A 15,501-nucleotide genomic window follows, 5' to 3' on the forward strand; every position below is an offset into this window, starting at 1 on the left:
CTGCTGTCACGGGACAGCAGCGCACGGGAGAGACGGGGCAGCAATGCGCACAACTCTTCGTACGGGCAGGGCCGCAACGGTGTTCGCCGCGATCGGCGCCCTCGCCCTCGCCGGATGCGGCAGCGACGACGACGGACCGGCACCGGAGGACGGCGGGAGCAAGGCGCCGGCCGCGAGCGTTCAACTGCCGCGACTGGACGGCGAGAAGTTACAGGTCGCCGCGGTCTGGAGCGGTCCGGAGCAGGAGAACTTCACCAAGGTCCTCGACGAGTTCGAGAAGCGCACGGGCGCGGAGGTCACCTTCGTCCCCGCGCAGGACCCGATCGTCAACTTCCTCGGCACGAAGATCGCGGGCGGCAGCCCGCCCGACGTCGCGATGCTGCCGCAGGTCGGCGCCATCCGGCAGGCCGTTCAGCGCGGATGGGCCAAGCCGGCCGGCCCCGAGGCGAAGGCCCAGCTCGCCAAGAACTACGCCAAGGGCTGGCAGGACCTCGGCGCCGTCGACGGCACCCAGTACGGCGTCTACTACAAGGCCGCCAACAAGTCCCTGGTCTGGTACAACGACACGGTCTTCGAGAACGCGGGCGCGAGCGTGCCGACGACATGGCAGGACTTCCTCGCGACGGCGCAGACGATCTCCGCGTCGGGTGTCACCCCGGTCTCGGTCGCGGGCGCCGACGGCTGGACCCTCACCGACTGGTTCGAGAACGTCTACCTCTCGCAGGCGGGCCCCGAGAAGTACGACCGGCTCGCCCGGCACGAGATCCCGTGGACCGACCCGTCCGTGAAGGACGCCCTCACCACCCTCGGCGAGCTCTTCGGCGACGCGTCGCTGATCGCCGGCGGCGCCGACGGCGCGCTCCAGACCGAGTTCCCCGCCTCCGTGACGCAGACGTTCACCGGCGGCGACCAGCCCAAGGGCGCGATGGTGTTCGAGGGCGACTTCGTCACCGTCAACATCGCGCAGACGGACGCCGAGATCGGCAAGGACGCCAAGGTGTTCCCGTTCCCGGCGGTCGGCGCCGAGCCGCCCGTGGTCACCGGCGGCGACGCCGCCGTGGCACTGAAGGACGGCAAGGGGGCGCAGGCGCTGCTCACCTTCCTCGCCTCGCCCGACGCCGCGGCGATCTCGGCTGCCGCGGGCGGCTTCATCTCGCCCAACAAGGCCCTGGACGCGTCGGTCTACCCGAACGACGTGCAGCGCGACATCGCCGAGGCGCTGATCGCCGCCGGCGACGACTTCCGCTTCGACATGTCGGACCAGATGCCCCAGTCGTTCGGCGGCACGCCGGGCAAGGGCGAGTGGAAGGCGCTCCAGGACTTCCTGAAGAACCCGAAGGACGTCGCCGGGACCCAGCGGGCGCTGGAGACCGAGGCGGCCAAGGCGTACAAGGGCTGATCCGGTGACCGCCGCGACCGCGGGGGGACCGGGGCATCCGGCTCCCCCCGGCGACAAGCGCAAGAGCGTCACGGGCACGCGCAAGGCGGTGGCGGCGGCTTTCCTGCTGCCCGCCCTGGTGCTGCTCGGCGCGCTCGTGGTCTACCCGATCGGGTACTCGCTGCACCGGTCGTTCCTCGACGGGTCCGGCGGCTTCGCGGGACTAAACAACTACACGGAGATCTTCACCGACGACACCATCCTGACCGCGGTGCGCAACAACGCGGTCTGGGTAGTGGTGGCCCCGACCGTGGCCACCGCGCTCGGCCTGATCTTCGCGGTGCTCACCGAACGGGTCCGCTGGGGCACGGCGTTCAAGCTGATCGTCTTCATGCCGATGGCGATCTCCATGCTCGCCGCCGGCATCATCTTCCGGCTGGTCTACGAACAGGACCCGCAGCGCGGCGTCGCGAACGCCGTCTGGGTCGGTGTGCACGACACGTTCAACGAGTCGTCCGGCTTCCCGAAGGCGCGTCCGCTGCCGGTGCACCCGCTGAAGGCGGGCGGCGGCGGGGCGTTCGTCACCGAGGAACCGGTCAGGGCGGGCAGCCCCGCGCTGCTGCCCCTGGTCGGCGTGGCGCCCGGGAAGATGCCGTCCGATGCCGAGCCCGCCCGGCCCCCCGAGCCCTCGGGCGACGAGATCAGCGGCACGGCCTGGCTGGACTTCACCCGGGGCGGCGGCGGCCGGCCGAACACCGTCGACCCGGCGGAGCTGGGCCTCAAGGGCCTTGAGGTGGAGGCCGTGAAGGACGGCACGGTGGTGGCCGCCACCCGGGCGGGCGCCGACGGCTCCTTCACCCTTCCCGCCGCGGCCGACGGCGCCGTGCTGCGGCTGCCGGCGGAGAACTTCCGGGAGCCCTACAACGGCGTGAACTGGCTCGGCCCGAGCCTGGTCACCCCCGCCATCATCGGCAGCTACGTGTGGATGTGGGCGGGCTTCGCGATGGTCCTGATCGCCGCCGGGCTCGCCGGCATGCCGCGCGAACTGCTGGAGGCCGCCCGGGTGGACGGCGCCAACGAGTGGCAGGTCTTCCGCAGGGTGACCGTGCCGCTGCTGGCACCGGTGCTCGCGGTCGTCCTGGTGACCCTGATGATCAACGTCCTGAAGATCTTCGACCTGGTGTTCATCATCGCGCCGGGCTCCTCGCAGGACGACGCGAACGTCCTGGCGCTCCAGCTGTACCGGTCGTCGTTCGGCACCGACGCGAACCTCGGTCTGGGCAGCGCGATCGCGGTGCTGCTGCTCCTGCTGGTGCTGCCGGTGATGATCCTCAACATCCGCAGGATGCGAAGGGAGGGCCGGCGATGACCACGACGACGGCGAAGGCCGGCAGGCCCCGCGCCGGAGGCGGCCCCGAGCGGCCCGCCGCCGGGTCACGGCAGTCCCTCGGCAGCAGGCTCGCGGCCCGTGCCGGCGGTGGCGCGCTGCGGGTCTTCCTCGTCCTCGCGGCGCTGTTCTGGCTGATGCCGACCGTGGGGCTGCTGCTCTCCTCCCTGCGCAGCCCCGGGGACATCGCGGAGAGCGGCTGGTGGGAGGTGCTGTCGGCGCCCGCGCAGCTGACCACCGAGAACTACACCCGGCTGCTGGAGAACGAGGCGATCACCGACTCCCTCGTCTCCACCCTGATGATCACGCTCCCCTCCACCGTGCTGGTGGTGGTGATCGGCGCGCTCGCCGGATACGCCTTCGCGTGGCTGGACTTCCCGGGGCGCGACTGGTGGTTCATGGCCGTGGTGGGCCTGCTGGTCGTCCCCGTGCAGGTCGCGCTGGTGCCGGTCTCGGAGCTGTTCGGCGCGATCGGCATCTTCGAGACCACGCTCGGGGTGGTCCTGTTCCATGTCGCCTTCGGACTGCCGTTCGCGATCTTCCTGCTCCGCAACTTCTTCGCGGAGATCCCGAGGGAACTCCTGGAGGCGGCCCGGCTCGACGGGGCCGGCGAGCTGCGGCTGTTCACCCGGGTCGTCCTGCCGCTCGGCGGCCCGGCGATCGCCTCGCTCGGCATCTTCCAGTTCCTGTGGGTGTGGAACGACATGCTGGTGGCGCTGATCTTCGCGGACTCCGAAGCGGCGCCGATCACGGTGGCGCTCCAGCGGCAGGTACGGCAGTTCGGCAACAACATCGACGTGCTGGCGCCGGGGGCCTTCGTGTCGATGATCATTCCGCTGGCGGTGTTCTTCGCCTTCCAGCGCCAGTTCGTCAACGGGGTGATGGCGGGCGCCGTCAAGTGACGGGCCCGCCGGGGGCGCGCGAGCGCGCGCCCCCGGCGGGCGGTGCGTGCCGGGCCCTGCCCGCCCGGGCGGGCGCTCCGGGCCCGTGCCGGCCGCAACGCCGCCCGGTGCGTGCTCAGCTCTGCCGGCCCGCCATCACCATCAGCAGACCGGCCACCACCACCAGCGATCCGGCCCAGGTCCACAGGGACGTCCGCTCGTGCAGGACGGTGGAGGCGGCGACGACGATCAGCAGGTAGCCCAGGGCGTTGAACGGGTACGCCGTGCTCAGCGGCACCCGGGCCAGGGTGGACATCCACGCCACCGCCGAGAGGGCGAAGACCGCCAGCCCGAGGACGACCCACGGAGTGGTCGCGGCCCGCATCGCGAGCGGCACGCCGCCGTCCGGGGCCGCGGCGGACGCGGACCGCATCCCGTGCTTGAGCATGATCTGCCCGGCCGCGGACGAGAACACCGCGAAGAGCAGCAGCGCCAGGCTCGGCAGGCTCACGGTCTTCCTCCTGTGCTGCGGCGGCGGGGGCGGTGCGGCCGCCGTGCCGTGCCCCTCGGTGCCGGGCACCGGGCCCGGCTCCTGCGGGCCGGGCCCGGTCTCACGTCGACGCACCCACGCGTCCGGCTCGCTCGGCGGGGACGTGCTGGCGGTTGAGGATGTCCTGGACATCGACGTGCTCCCCCGCGACGATCGTCTGCGCCGCGTGCGGGGTGAGCACCGCGACGTACTGGTAGCCGAAGAGGGTCGGCCGGACCCGCGTCAGCACCCGGGAGGTCGCGCCCAGCCCCCCGGCGACCGGGCCGGCGCCGAGGACCGACCAGAACGGCGAGCCGGTCGAGGTCAGCCGCAGCTCGTCGAAGCCGGCCGCGCGGATCGTGCGGCGCAGTCCGGCCCGGGTGAAGAAGCGCAGATGCGTCTCGTCGAGGATGCCGCGCCGGTCGTAGCCGAAGGCGCCCACGGCCACCCGCATCCGCGCGTACCAGTGGCTGAAGTTCGGCACGGACAGCAGCAGCCGGCCGCCGGGGACGAGCACGCCCCGCAGGCCGCGCAGCACCTCCTCCGGGCGGGACAGGTGCTCGATGACGTCGGCGGCCACCACGTAGTCGTAGTCGGCGCCGATCTCCGCCGGCAGGCCCTGCTCCAGGTCCGCGAGGACGAACCGGCTGCACCTGTCCCGCACTCCGGGGACCTCGACGTGGTCGAGCCCGGTGACGGTGTGCCCGAGCGCCTCCAGCCGGGCCGCGAACTCCCCGCCGGAGCAGCCGACGTCCAGGACCCGGCCGGGCGGCATGGTGCGCATGATGCGCAGGACGGCGGCGTGCGAGGAACCGTCGCCCTCCTTGAAGGCGTACTCCACGGGCTTGGGGATCCACGGGCAGGTGCCGAAGCCCTTGAGCGCCAGCCGGTACTCCAGGACGTCCTTGACGACGTCCTTCGCGTACCGCAGACCGTTGACGTAGCAGATCTCGTCGCCGTAGTAGGTCGGGACGGGGATCTCCCGGATCCGCATGCCCGCGTCGAGCAGCTGGACGATGATCTGGGTGTCGAAGTCGAAGGCGTCGGTGTTCCGGTCGATCGGCAGCCGGCGCAGGGCGGCGACGCTGTAGGCCCGGTAGCCCGAGTGGAACTCGCTCAGCCGCGAGCCGAGCAGCCCGTTCTCCACCCGTGTCAGGACACGGTTGCCGAGCCACTTGTAGAGCGGCATGCCGCCCTTGAGCGCCCCGCCCGGGTCCTTCATCCGGGAGCCGAAGACCGCCTCGCACTCGCCGCGTTCGATGGGGGCGACCATCTCGGGCAGCAGCTCGGGGGCGTACTGGCCGTCGCCGTGGAGCAGGACGACGATGTCGAGGCCGCGCTCGGCGGCCAGGGCGTAGCCCGCCTTCTGGTTGCCGCCGTAGCCGAGGTTCTTGGTGTGCCGCATGACGACGGTCGGCGGCATGCCCTCCAGCTGCGACCACCGGCAGCCGGCCGTGAACGTCTCGTCGCTGCTGGCGTCGTCGAGGATGAGGATCTCGGCGACCCGGGAACGGAAGTCCCTCGGGATGCGGTCGAGCGTCTTCTCCAGGGTCGCCTCGGCGTTGTAGGCCACGACGAGGATGCCGATCCGCGGCCCCGCCCCCTGGGCGGGCAGGGCGGGCCGGCCCTGGGGCGGGCTGTCGGCGTGGCTCTCCATCACGGGGTTCTCCACTCTCCCTCGTCGGGACGGGTGCGATCGGGTCGGTGCGGTGGCGCCGGGCGGGACGGTGGCCCGGTGGCGCCGCGGAGGACGGATCCGCCGCGGGGGGACTGCGGCCTCCCGCCGGGAGGGCGAGCGGCCCCGGCTCAGGGGACGGGGGAAGCGGGCGCGGACTCCGGGGCGGACGCCGCCGCGGCCCGGGGCACGGCGGCCTGCCGTCCGGCGTCCGCGCCCGGCGGCGGTTCCGCGAGGACACGGCGCAGCCCCGTCGCGATCCCGGCGGCGAGCAGCAGCCAGGCGGCCTCCGCGAGGTGCAGCGCCCAGTCGTCCCAGCGGACCGCACTGGCACCGGCGTAGACGACGACCGCCGCTGCACCGGCGACGGCGGAGTACAGTGCGCCCTCCACCACCCCGAACAGGAAGAGCCCCACCACCGGCCAGGCCAGGTACTGGACGGCGGACGCGGTGGACAGCAGGAGCAGCAGCGTGGTCGACAGCGCCACCGCGTACGCGGGGGACGCGGGCCGCGCCCAGGCGCACCACGCCCCGGCCGCCGCGCAGACGCCGACGAACAGCAGGGGGAAGTCGCCGTGCAGGCTCTCGGTGAACCCCTCCGACGCCCCTGCCCAGTCGGCGAACCGCACGAGGCCCCACAGCCGTGCGCTGCCGCCCTCGTAGGCGAGGACGTTGCGCCACAGCCCCTCGGGCACGGTGGCCACGGCCGGGCCCCACACCACCGCCGAGGCGGCGGTCAGCCCCGCGGCGAAGCGCACCAGGACGGGGCGGCCGCCGCGCGCGGCGGCCACCAGGAGCGCGGGGACGGCGACGACGGGGATCAGCTTGACCCCGACGGCCAGGGCCGCGGCCACGCCGGCGGCGAGCGGGCGCCGCCGGTCGGCGAGCAGGTGGGCGGCGAGCACGGCGAACATCACGGCGACGGAGTCGGTGTTGCCGTGGTGCCCGGAGGTCGCGAGGAGCACCGGGCTGAGGGCGCAGCCGACCGCGCAGGCGGTGGCGGTGCGCAGGCTCCTGCGGCGGCGCAGGATCTCCAGCACCAGCAGCGCGCAGACGAGGTCCGCGAGGGTGGCGGGAGCCCGGATCAGGCTGCCGAAGGGGATGCCGAGCTGCCGGAGTTCGTCGAAGCCCAGCAGCATCCAGCCGGTGAGCGGCGGATGGTTGTAGACCGGCTGCTGCGGCATCGGGTGCTCGTAGATCCGCACCGGGCCGACCTGGGCGATCGCGGTGGCGAAGGCGTCGAAGATCCGCACGTCGGCGGGGCCCCGGGTCACCGCCGCGATCACGGTCTTCGCGACGAGGGCGGCCACCGAGACGGCGAGGACGACGGCTCTCGCCCGTCGCACGCCGGACGTTCCCGTCTCCACCGCCGATTCCGCCCCGGTCCGCAGGTCCATGGCGGCCGAACGTAGCAACGGACGCAGCCCATCAGGCGGACCGACAATCACACCGGACGGCCTCGGCGGTGACTTCTCCGCGTTTCCCGGCGGGCCGGCGGCACGCGAATCACCCGGACGGCCGAGGCGGCCCCGGGCGGGCCGGGTCCGGTGGCGCCGGGCGGGCCGGGCGGTCCTGGCTCCCCCGCCCCGTCGCCGCCGCCATCACCGCCCTCGCCCGCGCCACCGATCCCCGGACCTTCCCCTGGCTCCGCCTCCGCCCCTGACCGCCCCCGCACGGGCACGGGGACCGGCGGCAGGAAACCGGGGCGCGGGGCACCCGGAGACGCCGGAGGGCGGAGCGGGAAGACATCCCCGCCCCGCCCTCCGGCGTCATCCGGTCAGCTGTGCGCCCTCAGCAGCTGGCGCATCGTCCGCATGGCCACCGACAGGTTCGCCAGGTCGAACGTGTCGGACCCGTGGATCTCGTCCAGCGTCGTCCGCGCACGCCCCAGCAGCGCCGCGTTCTTCTGCTCCCACGCCGTGAACCTCTCCCCCGGCGTGGACGAGCCGTTGCCGACCGACAGCACGTCGGCCGTCAGCGCGGCGTGGGCCGCGTACAGGTCCTCGCGGATCGAGGCGCGGGCCATCGACTGCCAGCGGTCGGCCCGCGGCAGCTCGATGATGCGGTCCATCAGCTGGGTGATGGACAGCCGGTCCGCCAAGTCGTAGTAGACCTCGGCCACCGCCAGCGGCTCCTGCCCCGTGCGGTCCGCGATCGCCACGATGTCGAGCGTCGGGAAGGCGGACGAGAAGCCCGCGACCCGCAGCGCCAGGTCCTCCGGCACCCCGGCCGACGTCAGCTCGTCGACGATGCCCTGGTACCACTCCAGGTCCGCGCCGCGCAGCATCTTCGGCAGCGAGGCCCAGACCTGCTCCACGCGCTCCGCGAAGAACTCGATCGTGTGCGCCAGTTCGAGGGGCTGCGGCCGGTTGCCGAGCAGCCAGCGGGTGCCGCGCTCGACGAGCCGCCGCGAGTGCAGGCGCACCCGGGTCTGGACATCGGCGTCGACCTTGTTGTCCAGGTCCTCGACGGCGTCCCACACCGCGCTCAGGCCGAAGATCTCGCGCGCCGCGGTCTGCGCCCGCACGATCTCCTCCAGCGACGCCCCGGTCTCCTCCCGCAGCCGGTGCAGGAAGGTCGAACCGCCGGTGTTCACCGTGTCGTTGACCAGGACGGTGGTCACGATCTCCCGGCGCAGCGCGTGTCCGTCGATCGCCTCGGCGAACTTCTCGCGCAACGGCTTCGGGAAGTACGCGTGGAGCAGCCGGCGCAGGTACGGGTCGTCCGGCAGGTCCGTGCCGATCAGGTTCTGGGCCACGGTGATCTTGGTGTACGCCAGCAGCACGGCCAGCTCGGGCTGGCTCAGTCCGCGTCCGCCGCCGAGCAGTTCGCGGATCTGCCGGTCGCTGGGCAGGAACTCCAGCGCCCGGTCCAGGTACCCGTCCCGCTCCAGACGCCGCATGAAGCGCTGGTGGGCGTGGAGCAGGGACGGCGACTGCGCGACGGCGTTGGCGAGCGCGGTGTTCTGCGCGTAGTTGTTGCGCAGCACCAGGGAGCCGACCTCGTCGGTCATCTCTGCCAGCAGCTTGTTGCGCTGCTTGACGGTCATGTCGCCCTCGGCGACCAGCCCGTTGAGCAGGATCTTGATGTTGACCTCGTGGTCGGAGGTGTCCACACCGGCACTGTTGTCGATCGCGTCGGTGTTGATCTTCCCGCCGTTGCGGTCGAACTCGATGCGCCCGAGCTGGGTGCAGCCCAGGTTGCCGCCCTCGCCGACGACGCGGACCCGCAGGTCCTCGCCGTTGACGCGGATGGCGTCGTTCGCCTTGTCGCCGACGTCGGCGTGGGTCTCGGCCGCCGACTTCACATAGGTGCCGATGCCGCCGTTCCACAGCAGGTCGACGGGCGCCTTGAGGATGGCCTGCATCAGTTCGGCCGGGGTCATCTTGGTGACGCCCGCCTCGATGCCGAGGGCCGTGCGCATCGCGGAGCCGACCGGGATCGACTTGGCGCTGCGCGGGAAGACGCCACCGCCCTGGGAGATCAGCCCGGTGTCGTAGTCCGCCCACGAGGAGCGCGGCAGTTCGAACAGGCGCCGGCGTTCGGCGTAGGAGGTCGCCGCGTCGGGGGTCGGGTCGACGAAGATGTGCCGGTGGTCGAAGGCCGCGACCAGCCGGATGTGCTCGCTGAGCAGCATGCCGTTGCCGAACACGTCACCGGACATGTCGCCGACACCGACGACCGTGAAGTCCTCGCTCTGGGTGTCGTGCCCGAGCTCGCGGAAGTGCCGCTTCACGGACTCCCACGCACCGCGGGCGGTGATGCCCATGCCCTTGTGGTCGTAGCCTGCCGACCCACCGGACGCGAAGGCGTCGCCGAGCCAGAAGTCGTACGCGACGGCGACCTCGTTGGCGATGTCCGAGAAGGACGCGGTGCCCTTGTCGGCCGCGACCACCAGGTAGGTGTCGTCCTCGTCGTGGCGGACCACCCGCTCCGGCGGGACGACCTCGCCCGCGACCATGTTGTCGGTGATGTCGAGCAGCGCCGAGATGAAGGTGCGGTAGCAGGCGATGCCCTCGGCGAGCCAGGCGTCACGGTCGACGGACGGGTCGGGGAGCTGCTTGGCGACGAAGCCGCCCTTGGCGCCGACCGGCACGATGACGGTGTTCTTCACCATCTGTGCCTTGACCAGGCCGAGGATCTCGGTGCGGAAGTCCTCGCGCCGGTCGGACCAGCGCAGACCGCCGCGCGCGACCTTGCCGAAGCGCAGGTGCACGCCCTCGACCCGCGGCGAGTACACCCAGATCTCGAAGGCGGGACGCGGGGCGGGCAGGTCGGGGATGGCCTGCGGGTCGAACTTCATCGACACGTAGCCGTGCAGACCGCCGTCCTTGGTGGTCTGGAAGAAGTTGGTGCGCAGCGTCGCCTTGATGACGGTGAGGAACGAGCGCAGGATGCGGTCCTCGTCCAGCGAGGCGACCTGGTCGAGCGCGCCGTCCAGCTCTTCGAGCAGACCGTCGATCAGCTCGGTGCCGGCCCGCTGCCGGTCCGGCGACATCCGGGCCTCGAAGAGGGAGACCAGCAGCCGGGTGGTGTGGACGTTGTTGCGGAGGGTGTCCTCCATGTAGTCCTGGCTGAAAGTCGACCCTGCCTGCCGCAGGTACTTGGCGTACGCGCGCAGCACCATGGCCTCGCGCCAGTCCAGCCCGGCGCCGAGGACCAGCGAGTTGAAGCCGTCGTTCTCGGCCTGGCCGGTCCACACCGCGGCGAAGGCGTCCTGGAAGCGCTCACGGGCGTCGTCGGCGAGATAGTCGCCGTTGCCCCCGGCCAGCGGCATCCGCAGACCGAAGTCGTAGATCCAGGCGGGGGCGCTGTCCGCGCAGCGCAGCTCGTACGGACGCTCGTCGACGACCTCGCAGCCGAGGCGCTGGAGCACCGGCAGCACGGCGGAGAGGGAGACCTGCTCCCCGGTCCGGTAGATCTTGAAGCGCCGCTCACCGGGCGCCGCGCCGACCGGCTCGTAGAGGGAGAGCTGGAACTCCTTGTCGGAGTGGGTCAGCTGCTCCAGGCGCACCAGGTCGGCCACGGCGGAACGCGGCGAGTGGTCGGCCTTGTAGCCCTCGGTGAAGGCGTTCTGGTAGCGGCGCAGCAGCTCCGCGGCGCGCTCCTCGCCGAACTCGGCGTTGAGCGCCTCGCCGAAGCCGTCCGCCCAGGAGCGGGCGGCCTCGACCAGCCGGGCCTCGACGCGGTCGGCGTCGGCGTCGGTGAGATCGGGCAGCTCGGTGCCCGTGGGCACCCGGACGACGAAGTGGAGCCGGGACAGGATCGACTCGGTGTTCCACGCGGTGAAGTCGACGCTGGTGCCGCCGAGCTCCTCCTTGAGGATGTCGATCATGCGCAGCCGCACCCCGGTGGTGTACCGGTCCCGGGGCAGGTAGATCAGCGCGGAGTAGTAGCGCCCGTACTCGTCCTGGCGCAGGTAGAGCCGCAGCCGGCGGCGCTCCTGGAGGTAGAGCACGCTGGTGACGATGGAGCGCAGCTGGTCGGCGGGCGTCTGGAACAGCTCGTCACGGGGGTACGTCTCCAGGATCTGGAGCAGGTCCCGGCCGTCGTGGCTGTTCGGCGAGAAGCCTGCGCCCTGGAGGACCTCGGCGACCTTGCGGCGGATCACCGGCACCCGGCGCACCGACTCGGTGTACGCGGCGGACGAGAAGAGCCCGAGGAAGCGGCGCTCCCCGATCACGTTGCCCTCGGTGTCGAACTTCTTGACGCCGATGTAGTCCAGGTAGCTCGGGCGGTGCACGGTCGCCCGGCTGTTGGCCTTGGTGAGCACGAGCAGCTTGTGCTCACGCGCCTTGGCGCGCGCGTCGGCGGGCAGCCGGCTGAACGACGGGCTGACCGGGTGGTCCTCGTCGGCCGAGTGCTGCGGGTCCGAGCGCAGTATCCCGAGCCCGGTGCCGGCGACCGCGGCGAGCGCGTCGTTCTCGGTGAGCTCGTACTCGCGGTAGCCGAGGAAGGTGAAGTGGTCGGCGGCGAGCCAGCGCAGCAGCTCGCGGGCCTCCTCGACCTCCTGCGCGGGCAGGTCGTCGGCGGTCGGCTCGTCGGACAGGCCGTCGGCGATGCGCAGCGCGGAGTCGCGCATCTTCTCCCAGTCCTCGACGGCCTCGCGGACGTCGGAGAGCACGCGCAGCAGGTCGGCGGTGATCTGCTTGAGGTCGGCGCGGTCGGTCTCGCGGTCGATCTCGACATGGATCCAGGACTCGACGAGCGCGTCGTGCGGCAGCTTGGTGAGACCGGTGCCTTCCGGCAGCACCTCGATCAGCCGGCCGGTGACGTCACGGCGGACGACGACCTGCGGGTGGATCACCACATGGATGCCGCGGCCCTGGCGCGAGAGCTCGTTGGTGACCGAGTCCACCAGGAAGGGCATGTCGTCGGTGACCACCTCGACGACGGAGTGGCTGCACGTCCAGCCGTTCTCCTCGACGGTCGGCGTGTGGACCCGCACGTTCGCCGTGCCCTGCGGGCGGTTCTCGGCGAGCCGGTAGTGGGAGAGCGCCGCGCCGAAGACATCGACCGGGTCGCGGTCCGTGAGGTCCTCGGGAGCGGTGTGCAGGTAGTAGCGCTGGAGGTACGTGAGCAGAAGGTCCCGGTCGGGACGCTTCCCCTGCTCGGCCCCGGTCGGAAGGTTTCCCCCGAGCGGGCTGTTCTCAGCTACCCGGGCGGCCCGTGCGAGCAGCTCGGCCTTGGCTTCGTCCAGCTTGGTCTGCATGTCCTCTGGCTCCTGTCGCGCGCCGTTGCGTGACGTAGGTGAAAGATGCTGCGACGCAACGCCACGACGCGGGGTGTCCGGTCGCTGTCGACGTTATGCCGCGATGAGAGATGTCCGGGCGCTTTCGAGCCGATTCAGGCGGAAGGGCCGGACAGGGAAGACGATCAGGCACCGCCCGGACGCTGTGGCGCTCCGGGCGCGTTCCCCCAGCCGTGGCTGGGCGGTGGCCGCCGGGGGCTTCGCTGCCCCCACGGCGTATCGCGCTGATCACGCCCCCAGGCTATCGCCCCTCACCCCCGGGCCGTCATGAGCCGTATGTGTACAAAAGAGGGGCCCGAAGTTTGACACTCTGGACAGCGACACAGGCCCTCATGGCAACCAACCACCGGGAGCAGCCATGACCACGAAGATCCTGATCGTCACCGGGGACGCCGCGGAGTCCCTCGAAGTCCTCTATCCCTACCAGCGACTGGTGGAGGAGGGCTACGAGGTGCACATCGCGGCCCCCAGCCGCAAGAAGCTCCGCTTCGTCGTGCACGACTTCGAGCCGGGCTTCGACACCTACACCGAGAAGCCGGGCTACACCTGGCCCGCCGACCTGGCCTTCTCCGAGGTGGACCCGGGGGACTACGCCGCCGTCGTCATCCCCGGCGGCCGCGCTCCCGAGTATCTGCGCAACGACGGCGAGCTGCGCAAGATCCTCAAGGCGTTCTTCGACGCCGACAAGCCGGTCGCCCAGATCTGCCACGGGCCGCTGCTGACCGCCGCCATCGGCGGGCTGGAGGGTCGCAGGGTCACCGCGTACCCGGCACTGGAACCCGACATGCAGGCGGCGGGGGCCACCTTCCAGGACGCGGAGGCCGTGGTCGACGGCATCCTCGTGTCCTCACGCGCCTGGCCGGACCACCCGGCGTGGATGCGCGCCTTCATCGAGGTGCTGCGGGAGACCGCCCCGCCGTCCTGAGCGCCGTCCCGTGGCCCGTCCGCCGCCACGCAGCGGGGGCGGCGGGCCCGCTCTCGCCGGCGCGGGCTCAGGACGCGAGCCTCAGCGCCTCCTGCACCGCGTCGGCCAGGGTGTCGACGACCGGCACGCCGACCGCCTCCAGACTGGCCCTGCTGTGGGATCCGCCCGTGTAGAGGACCGCGTGGGCGCCGACGTGGGCGGCCGCCACCGCGTCGTCGACCGCGTCGCCGATCACCACCGTGCGCCGCGGGTCGGCACCCTCCAGGGCCGCGAGGTGGCGTTCCATGTGGCGGGCCTTGGACCCGCCGGAGGGCCCGGTGCGTCCGTCGACCCGCAGGAAGCGGCTCTCTATGCCGTAACCGCGCACGACGGGCACCAGCTCCTCGTGCCCGTACATGCTCAGCAGCGACTGGCTCCGCCCCGCCAGCTGCCAGTCGCGCAGCAGCTCCTCCACACCGGCGGTCAGACCGCAGCCCGTACGGCGCTCGGTGTAGTAGCGGTGGAAGGCGGCGTCCATGACCTCCCACTCCGCGTCGCTGGGACGCCGGCCCATCAGGCGCTCGTAGAAGAGCGGGATCGGCACGCAGTAGAGGTCGCGGTAGCGCTCGATCGTGAGCGGCGCGACACCCGCCTCGGCGAAGGCCGCGTTGGTGGCCCCGATGACCGCCGTGATGTCGTCGAGCAGTGTGCCGTTCCAGTCCCAGACCAGGTGGGCGCCGTGATTCCCCGTCTTCCCCATGCCGACAAACGGTACCGGCAGGGTGCGACAGCCGGACCGGCCCGGGGGTGGACCGGTGCCCGGGTCAGCCGACGATGGCGGGGATCTCCTGCACGCCGAACCAGAGCAGCTCGTGGTCCTCCGCCCCGTCCACGACGAACTGCGCGTCGTCGTCGCCGTGGTCGGCCGCGCCCAGCGCGTCGACGGCGGCGGACACGTCGTCCACGGCGTCGTCGGCGTCCGCGTGGACGGCCGCCGCCCGGGTCAGCGGGACCGCCCGGGCGATCCGGACCTCACCGAGCGCGCTCGCGTCGAGCACCTCGTCGGGGTCGGCCACCGCGTCCTGGTCGGGCACGTCGACGGCGACGACCACCCGCCGGCGCGGGGCGTCGACGGCCCGGGCGAGCAGGCGCAGCGAGGCGGCCGCCGCACGGTTCAGCGCGGCGTACTCCAGCTCCTCGATGTCGTCGGAGACGTACCACTCGCGCAGCCCCGGGGTGACCGCGTAGGCGGTCAGCGGGCCGGGGCCCAGCTCGCCCGCCTCGTGCGCCTCTGCGAGACCGGGAAGGGTCAGGGGGACGTAGACGCGCATGCGGGCCGCTTTCGTAGTCGGAAATGCGCCCTCAGGATACGTGCGGCGTCCCCGATCGAGGTGCCCGTCCCCGGCTTCGCCGCGTCCACCCCGTGCGATCGGCGCCCCGCTCCTTCCCGGGCGCCCCATGGGCCGGATCACCCTGATAGGTGACATCCACCGCGGGGCCCCGGGCCCTTCGCCGCACGTTGCGGCACGGCGGCGCACGCCATAGAAGTTCCCCGTCGAAGCTACTTCCCGGTACCCAGCCCGGGACCGGCACATCGGGGCGATGCGCATGGACAGGACCAGGCCCGCAGGACGGCACGACCAGCGCAGGCCGGCGGCAGCGGCCGCGGCAGCGCTGACCCGGGCCCGCGGCAGGCAGCACAAACCGCACTACTGGTTCGCCGACCGCCTGCTGGCGGTGCTCAGCGGCCGGCGGCCCGTGCACTGGATGCTCGGCCACACCATCGGCGAGGCCTACGAACAACTGGTCCGTCTGGCCCCGGGGGCGCCGCTGCGCCCGGCGGACCAGGTGACGCCCGTCGTCCGCCACTGCGGCGAGTTCCACCCGGGCCCCGGTGTGATCGAGGCCTTCGCCCGCATCGGCTCCGGCGAACGCGTCGCCGCCATGGCCTTCCGCCTCGAACAGGGCCCCGACCACCGCTGGCGCTGCGCCGCCG

General features: G+C 72.3%; 11 protein-coding genes. 5 read left to right on the forward strand and 6 right to left on the reverse strand.

The features are described 5' to 3' along the window. Positions 1-43: 43 nt before the first annotated feature. Genes EAO77_RS03845 through EAO77_RS03855 form a run of 3 tightly spaced genes read left to right on the forward strand, consistent with a single transcriptional unit; the run spans position 44 to position 3,667 of the window. On the forward strand, positions 44-1,399 hold the full coding sequence (locus tag EAO77_RS03845) for an ABC transporter substrate-binding protein (RefSeq protein ID WP_147986708.1): 1,356 nt from the start codon (positions 44-46) through the stop codon (positions 1,397-1,399). Between the two features lie 4 nt (positions 1,400-1,403). Beyond that, entirely contained in the window at positions 1,404-2,747 is a 1,344-nt protein-coding gene (locus tag EAO77_RS03850) for a carbohydrate ABC transporter permease (protein WP_147986709.1), read from the forward strand. Beyond that, a complete protein-coding gene (locus tag EAO77_RS03855) occupies positions 2,744-3,667 on the forward strand; it encodes a carbohydrate ABC transporter permease (protein ID WP_147986710.1) in 924 nt (307 codons plus the stop codon). Before EAO77_RS03850 ends, EAO77_RS03855 begins: the two co-directional genes overlap by 4 nt. A 115-nt stretch (positions 3,668-3,782) precedes the next feature. On the opposite strand, the gene EAO77_RS03860 is transcribed toward EAO77_RS03855, so the two are convergent. The 4 genes from EAO77_RS03860 to EAO77_RS03875 all read right to left on the reverse strand — a co-directional run bounded on the left by EAO77_RS03860 (position 3,783) and on the right by EAO77_RS03875 (position 12,562). After that, on the reverse strand, positions 3,783-4,157 hold the full coding sequence (locus EAO77_RS03860; protein WP_261993789.1) for an EamA family transporter: 375 nt from the start codon (positions 4,155-4,157) through the stop codon (positions 3,783-3,785). A 100-nt stretch (positions 4,158-4,257) separates the two neighbouring features. After that, positions 4,258-5,832 carry a bifunctional glycosyltransferase/class I SAM-dependent methyltransferase gene (locus EAO77_RS03865; RefSeq protein ID WP_147988929.1) on the reverse strand — a complete coding sequence of 525 codons (1,575 nt, stop codon included), beginning with the start codon at positions 5,830-5,832 and terminating at the stop codon, positions 4,258-4,260. Positions 5,833-5,981: 149 nt separating this feature from the next. Further along, on the reverse strand, positions 5,982-7,247 hold the full coding sequence (locus tag EAO77_RS03870; RefSeq protein WP_147986711.1) for a glycosyltransferase 87 family protein: 1,266 nt from the start codon (positions 7,245-7,247) through the stop codon (positions 5,982-5,984). A 380-nt stretch (positions 7,248-7,627) separates the two neighbouring features. Continuing rightward, positions 7,628-12,562 carry an NAD-glutamate dehydrogenase gene (locus EAO77_RS03875; protein ID WP_147986712.1) on the reverse strand — a complete coding sequence of 1,645 codons (4,935 nt, stop codon included), beginning with the start codon at positions 12,560-12,562 and terminating at the stop codon, positions 7,628-7,630. 397 nt (positions 12,563-12,959) lie between these two features. On the opposite strand from EAO77_RS03875, the gene EAO77_RS03880 reads away from it, so the two are divergent. Then, a complete protein-coding gene (locus EAO77_RS03880; RefSeq protein WP_147986713.1) occupies positions 12,960-13,526 on the forward strand; it encodes a DJ-1/PfpI family protein in 567 nt (188 codons plus the stop codon). Between the two features lie 67 nt (positions 13,527-13,593). Here the strand turns inward: EAO77_RS03880 and EAO77_RS03885 are convergent, their stop codons facing one another. Both EAO77_RS03885 and EAO77_RS03890 read right to left on the reverse strand, forming a co-directional pair. Then, the gene (locus EAO77_RS03885; RefSeq protein WP_147986714.1) at positions 13,594-14,265 is read right to left on the reverse strand and encodes an HAD family hydrolase; all 672 of its coding nucleotides are present in this window, start codon (positions 14,263-14,265) and stop codon (positions 13,594-13,596) included. Positions 14,266-14,329: 64 nt separating this feature from the next. After that, positions 14,330-14,836 carry a DUF6912 family protein gene (locus EAO77_RS03890; RefSeq protein WP_147986715.1) on the reverse strand — a complete coding sequence of 169 codons (507 nt, stop codon included), beginning with the start codon at positions 14,834-14,836 and terminating at the stop codon, positions 14,330-14,332. A gap of 271 nt (positions 14,837-15,107) precedes the next feature. On the opposite strand from EAO77_RS03890, the gene EAO77_RS03895 reads away from it, so the two are divergent. Continuing rightward, a partial coding sequence (locus EAO77_RS03895) for an Rv3235 family protein (protein ID WP_187283108.1) occupies positions 15,108-15,501 on the forward strand: 394 nt, incomplete at its 3' end.

This window comes from Streptomyces sp. T39, from assembly GCF_008042045.1.
Classification (GTDB): domain Bacteria; phylum Actinomycetota; class Actinomycetes; order Streptomycetales; family Streptomycetaceae; genus Streptomyces.

Coding starts and splice junctions, on each gene's coding strand:
- EAO77_RS03845 (WP_147986708.1), top strand. CDS start 44: ATGCGCACAACTCTTCGTACGGGCAGGGCCGCAACGGTGTTCGCCGCG.
- EAO77_RS03855 (WP_147986710.1), top strand. CDS start 2,744: ATGACCACGACGACGGCGAAGGCCGGCAGGCCCCGCGCCGGAGGCGGC.
- EAO77_RS03865 (WP_147988929.1), bottom strand. CDS start 5,832: ATGGAGAGCCACGCCGACAGCCCGCCCCAGGGCCGGCCCGCCCTGCCC.
- EAO77_RS03870 (WP_147986711.1), bottom strand. CDS start 7,247: ATGGACCTGCGGACCGGGGCGGAATCGGCGGTGGAGACGGGAACGTCC.
- EAO77_RS03875 (WP_147986712.1), bottom strand. CDS start 12,562: ATGCAGACCAAGCTGGACGAAGCCAAGGCCGAGCTGCTCGCACGGGCC.
- EAO77_RS03880 (WP_147986713.1), top strand. CDS start 12,960: ATGACCACGAAGATCCTGATCGTCACCGGGGACGCCGCGGAGTCCCTC.
- EAO77_RS03885 (WP_147986714.1), bottom strand. CDS start 14,265: ATGGGGAAGACGGGGAATCACGGCGCCCACCTGGTCTGGGACTGGAAC.
- EAO77_RS03890 (WP_147986715.1), bottom strand. CDS start 14,836: ATGCGCGTCTACGTCCCCCTGACCCTTCCCGGTCTCGCAGAGGCGCAC.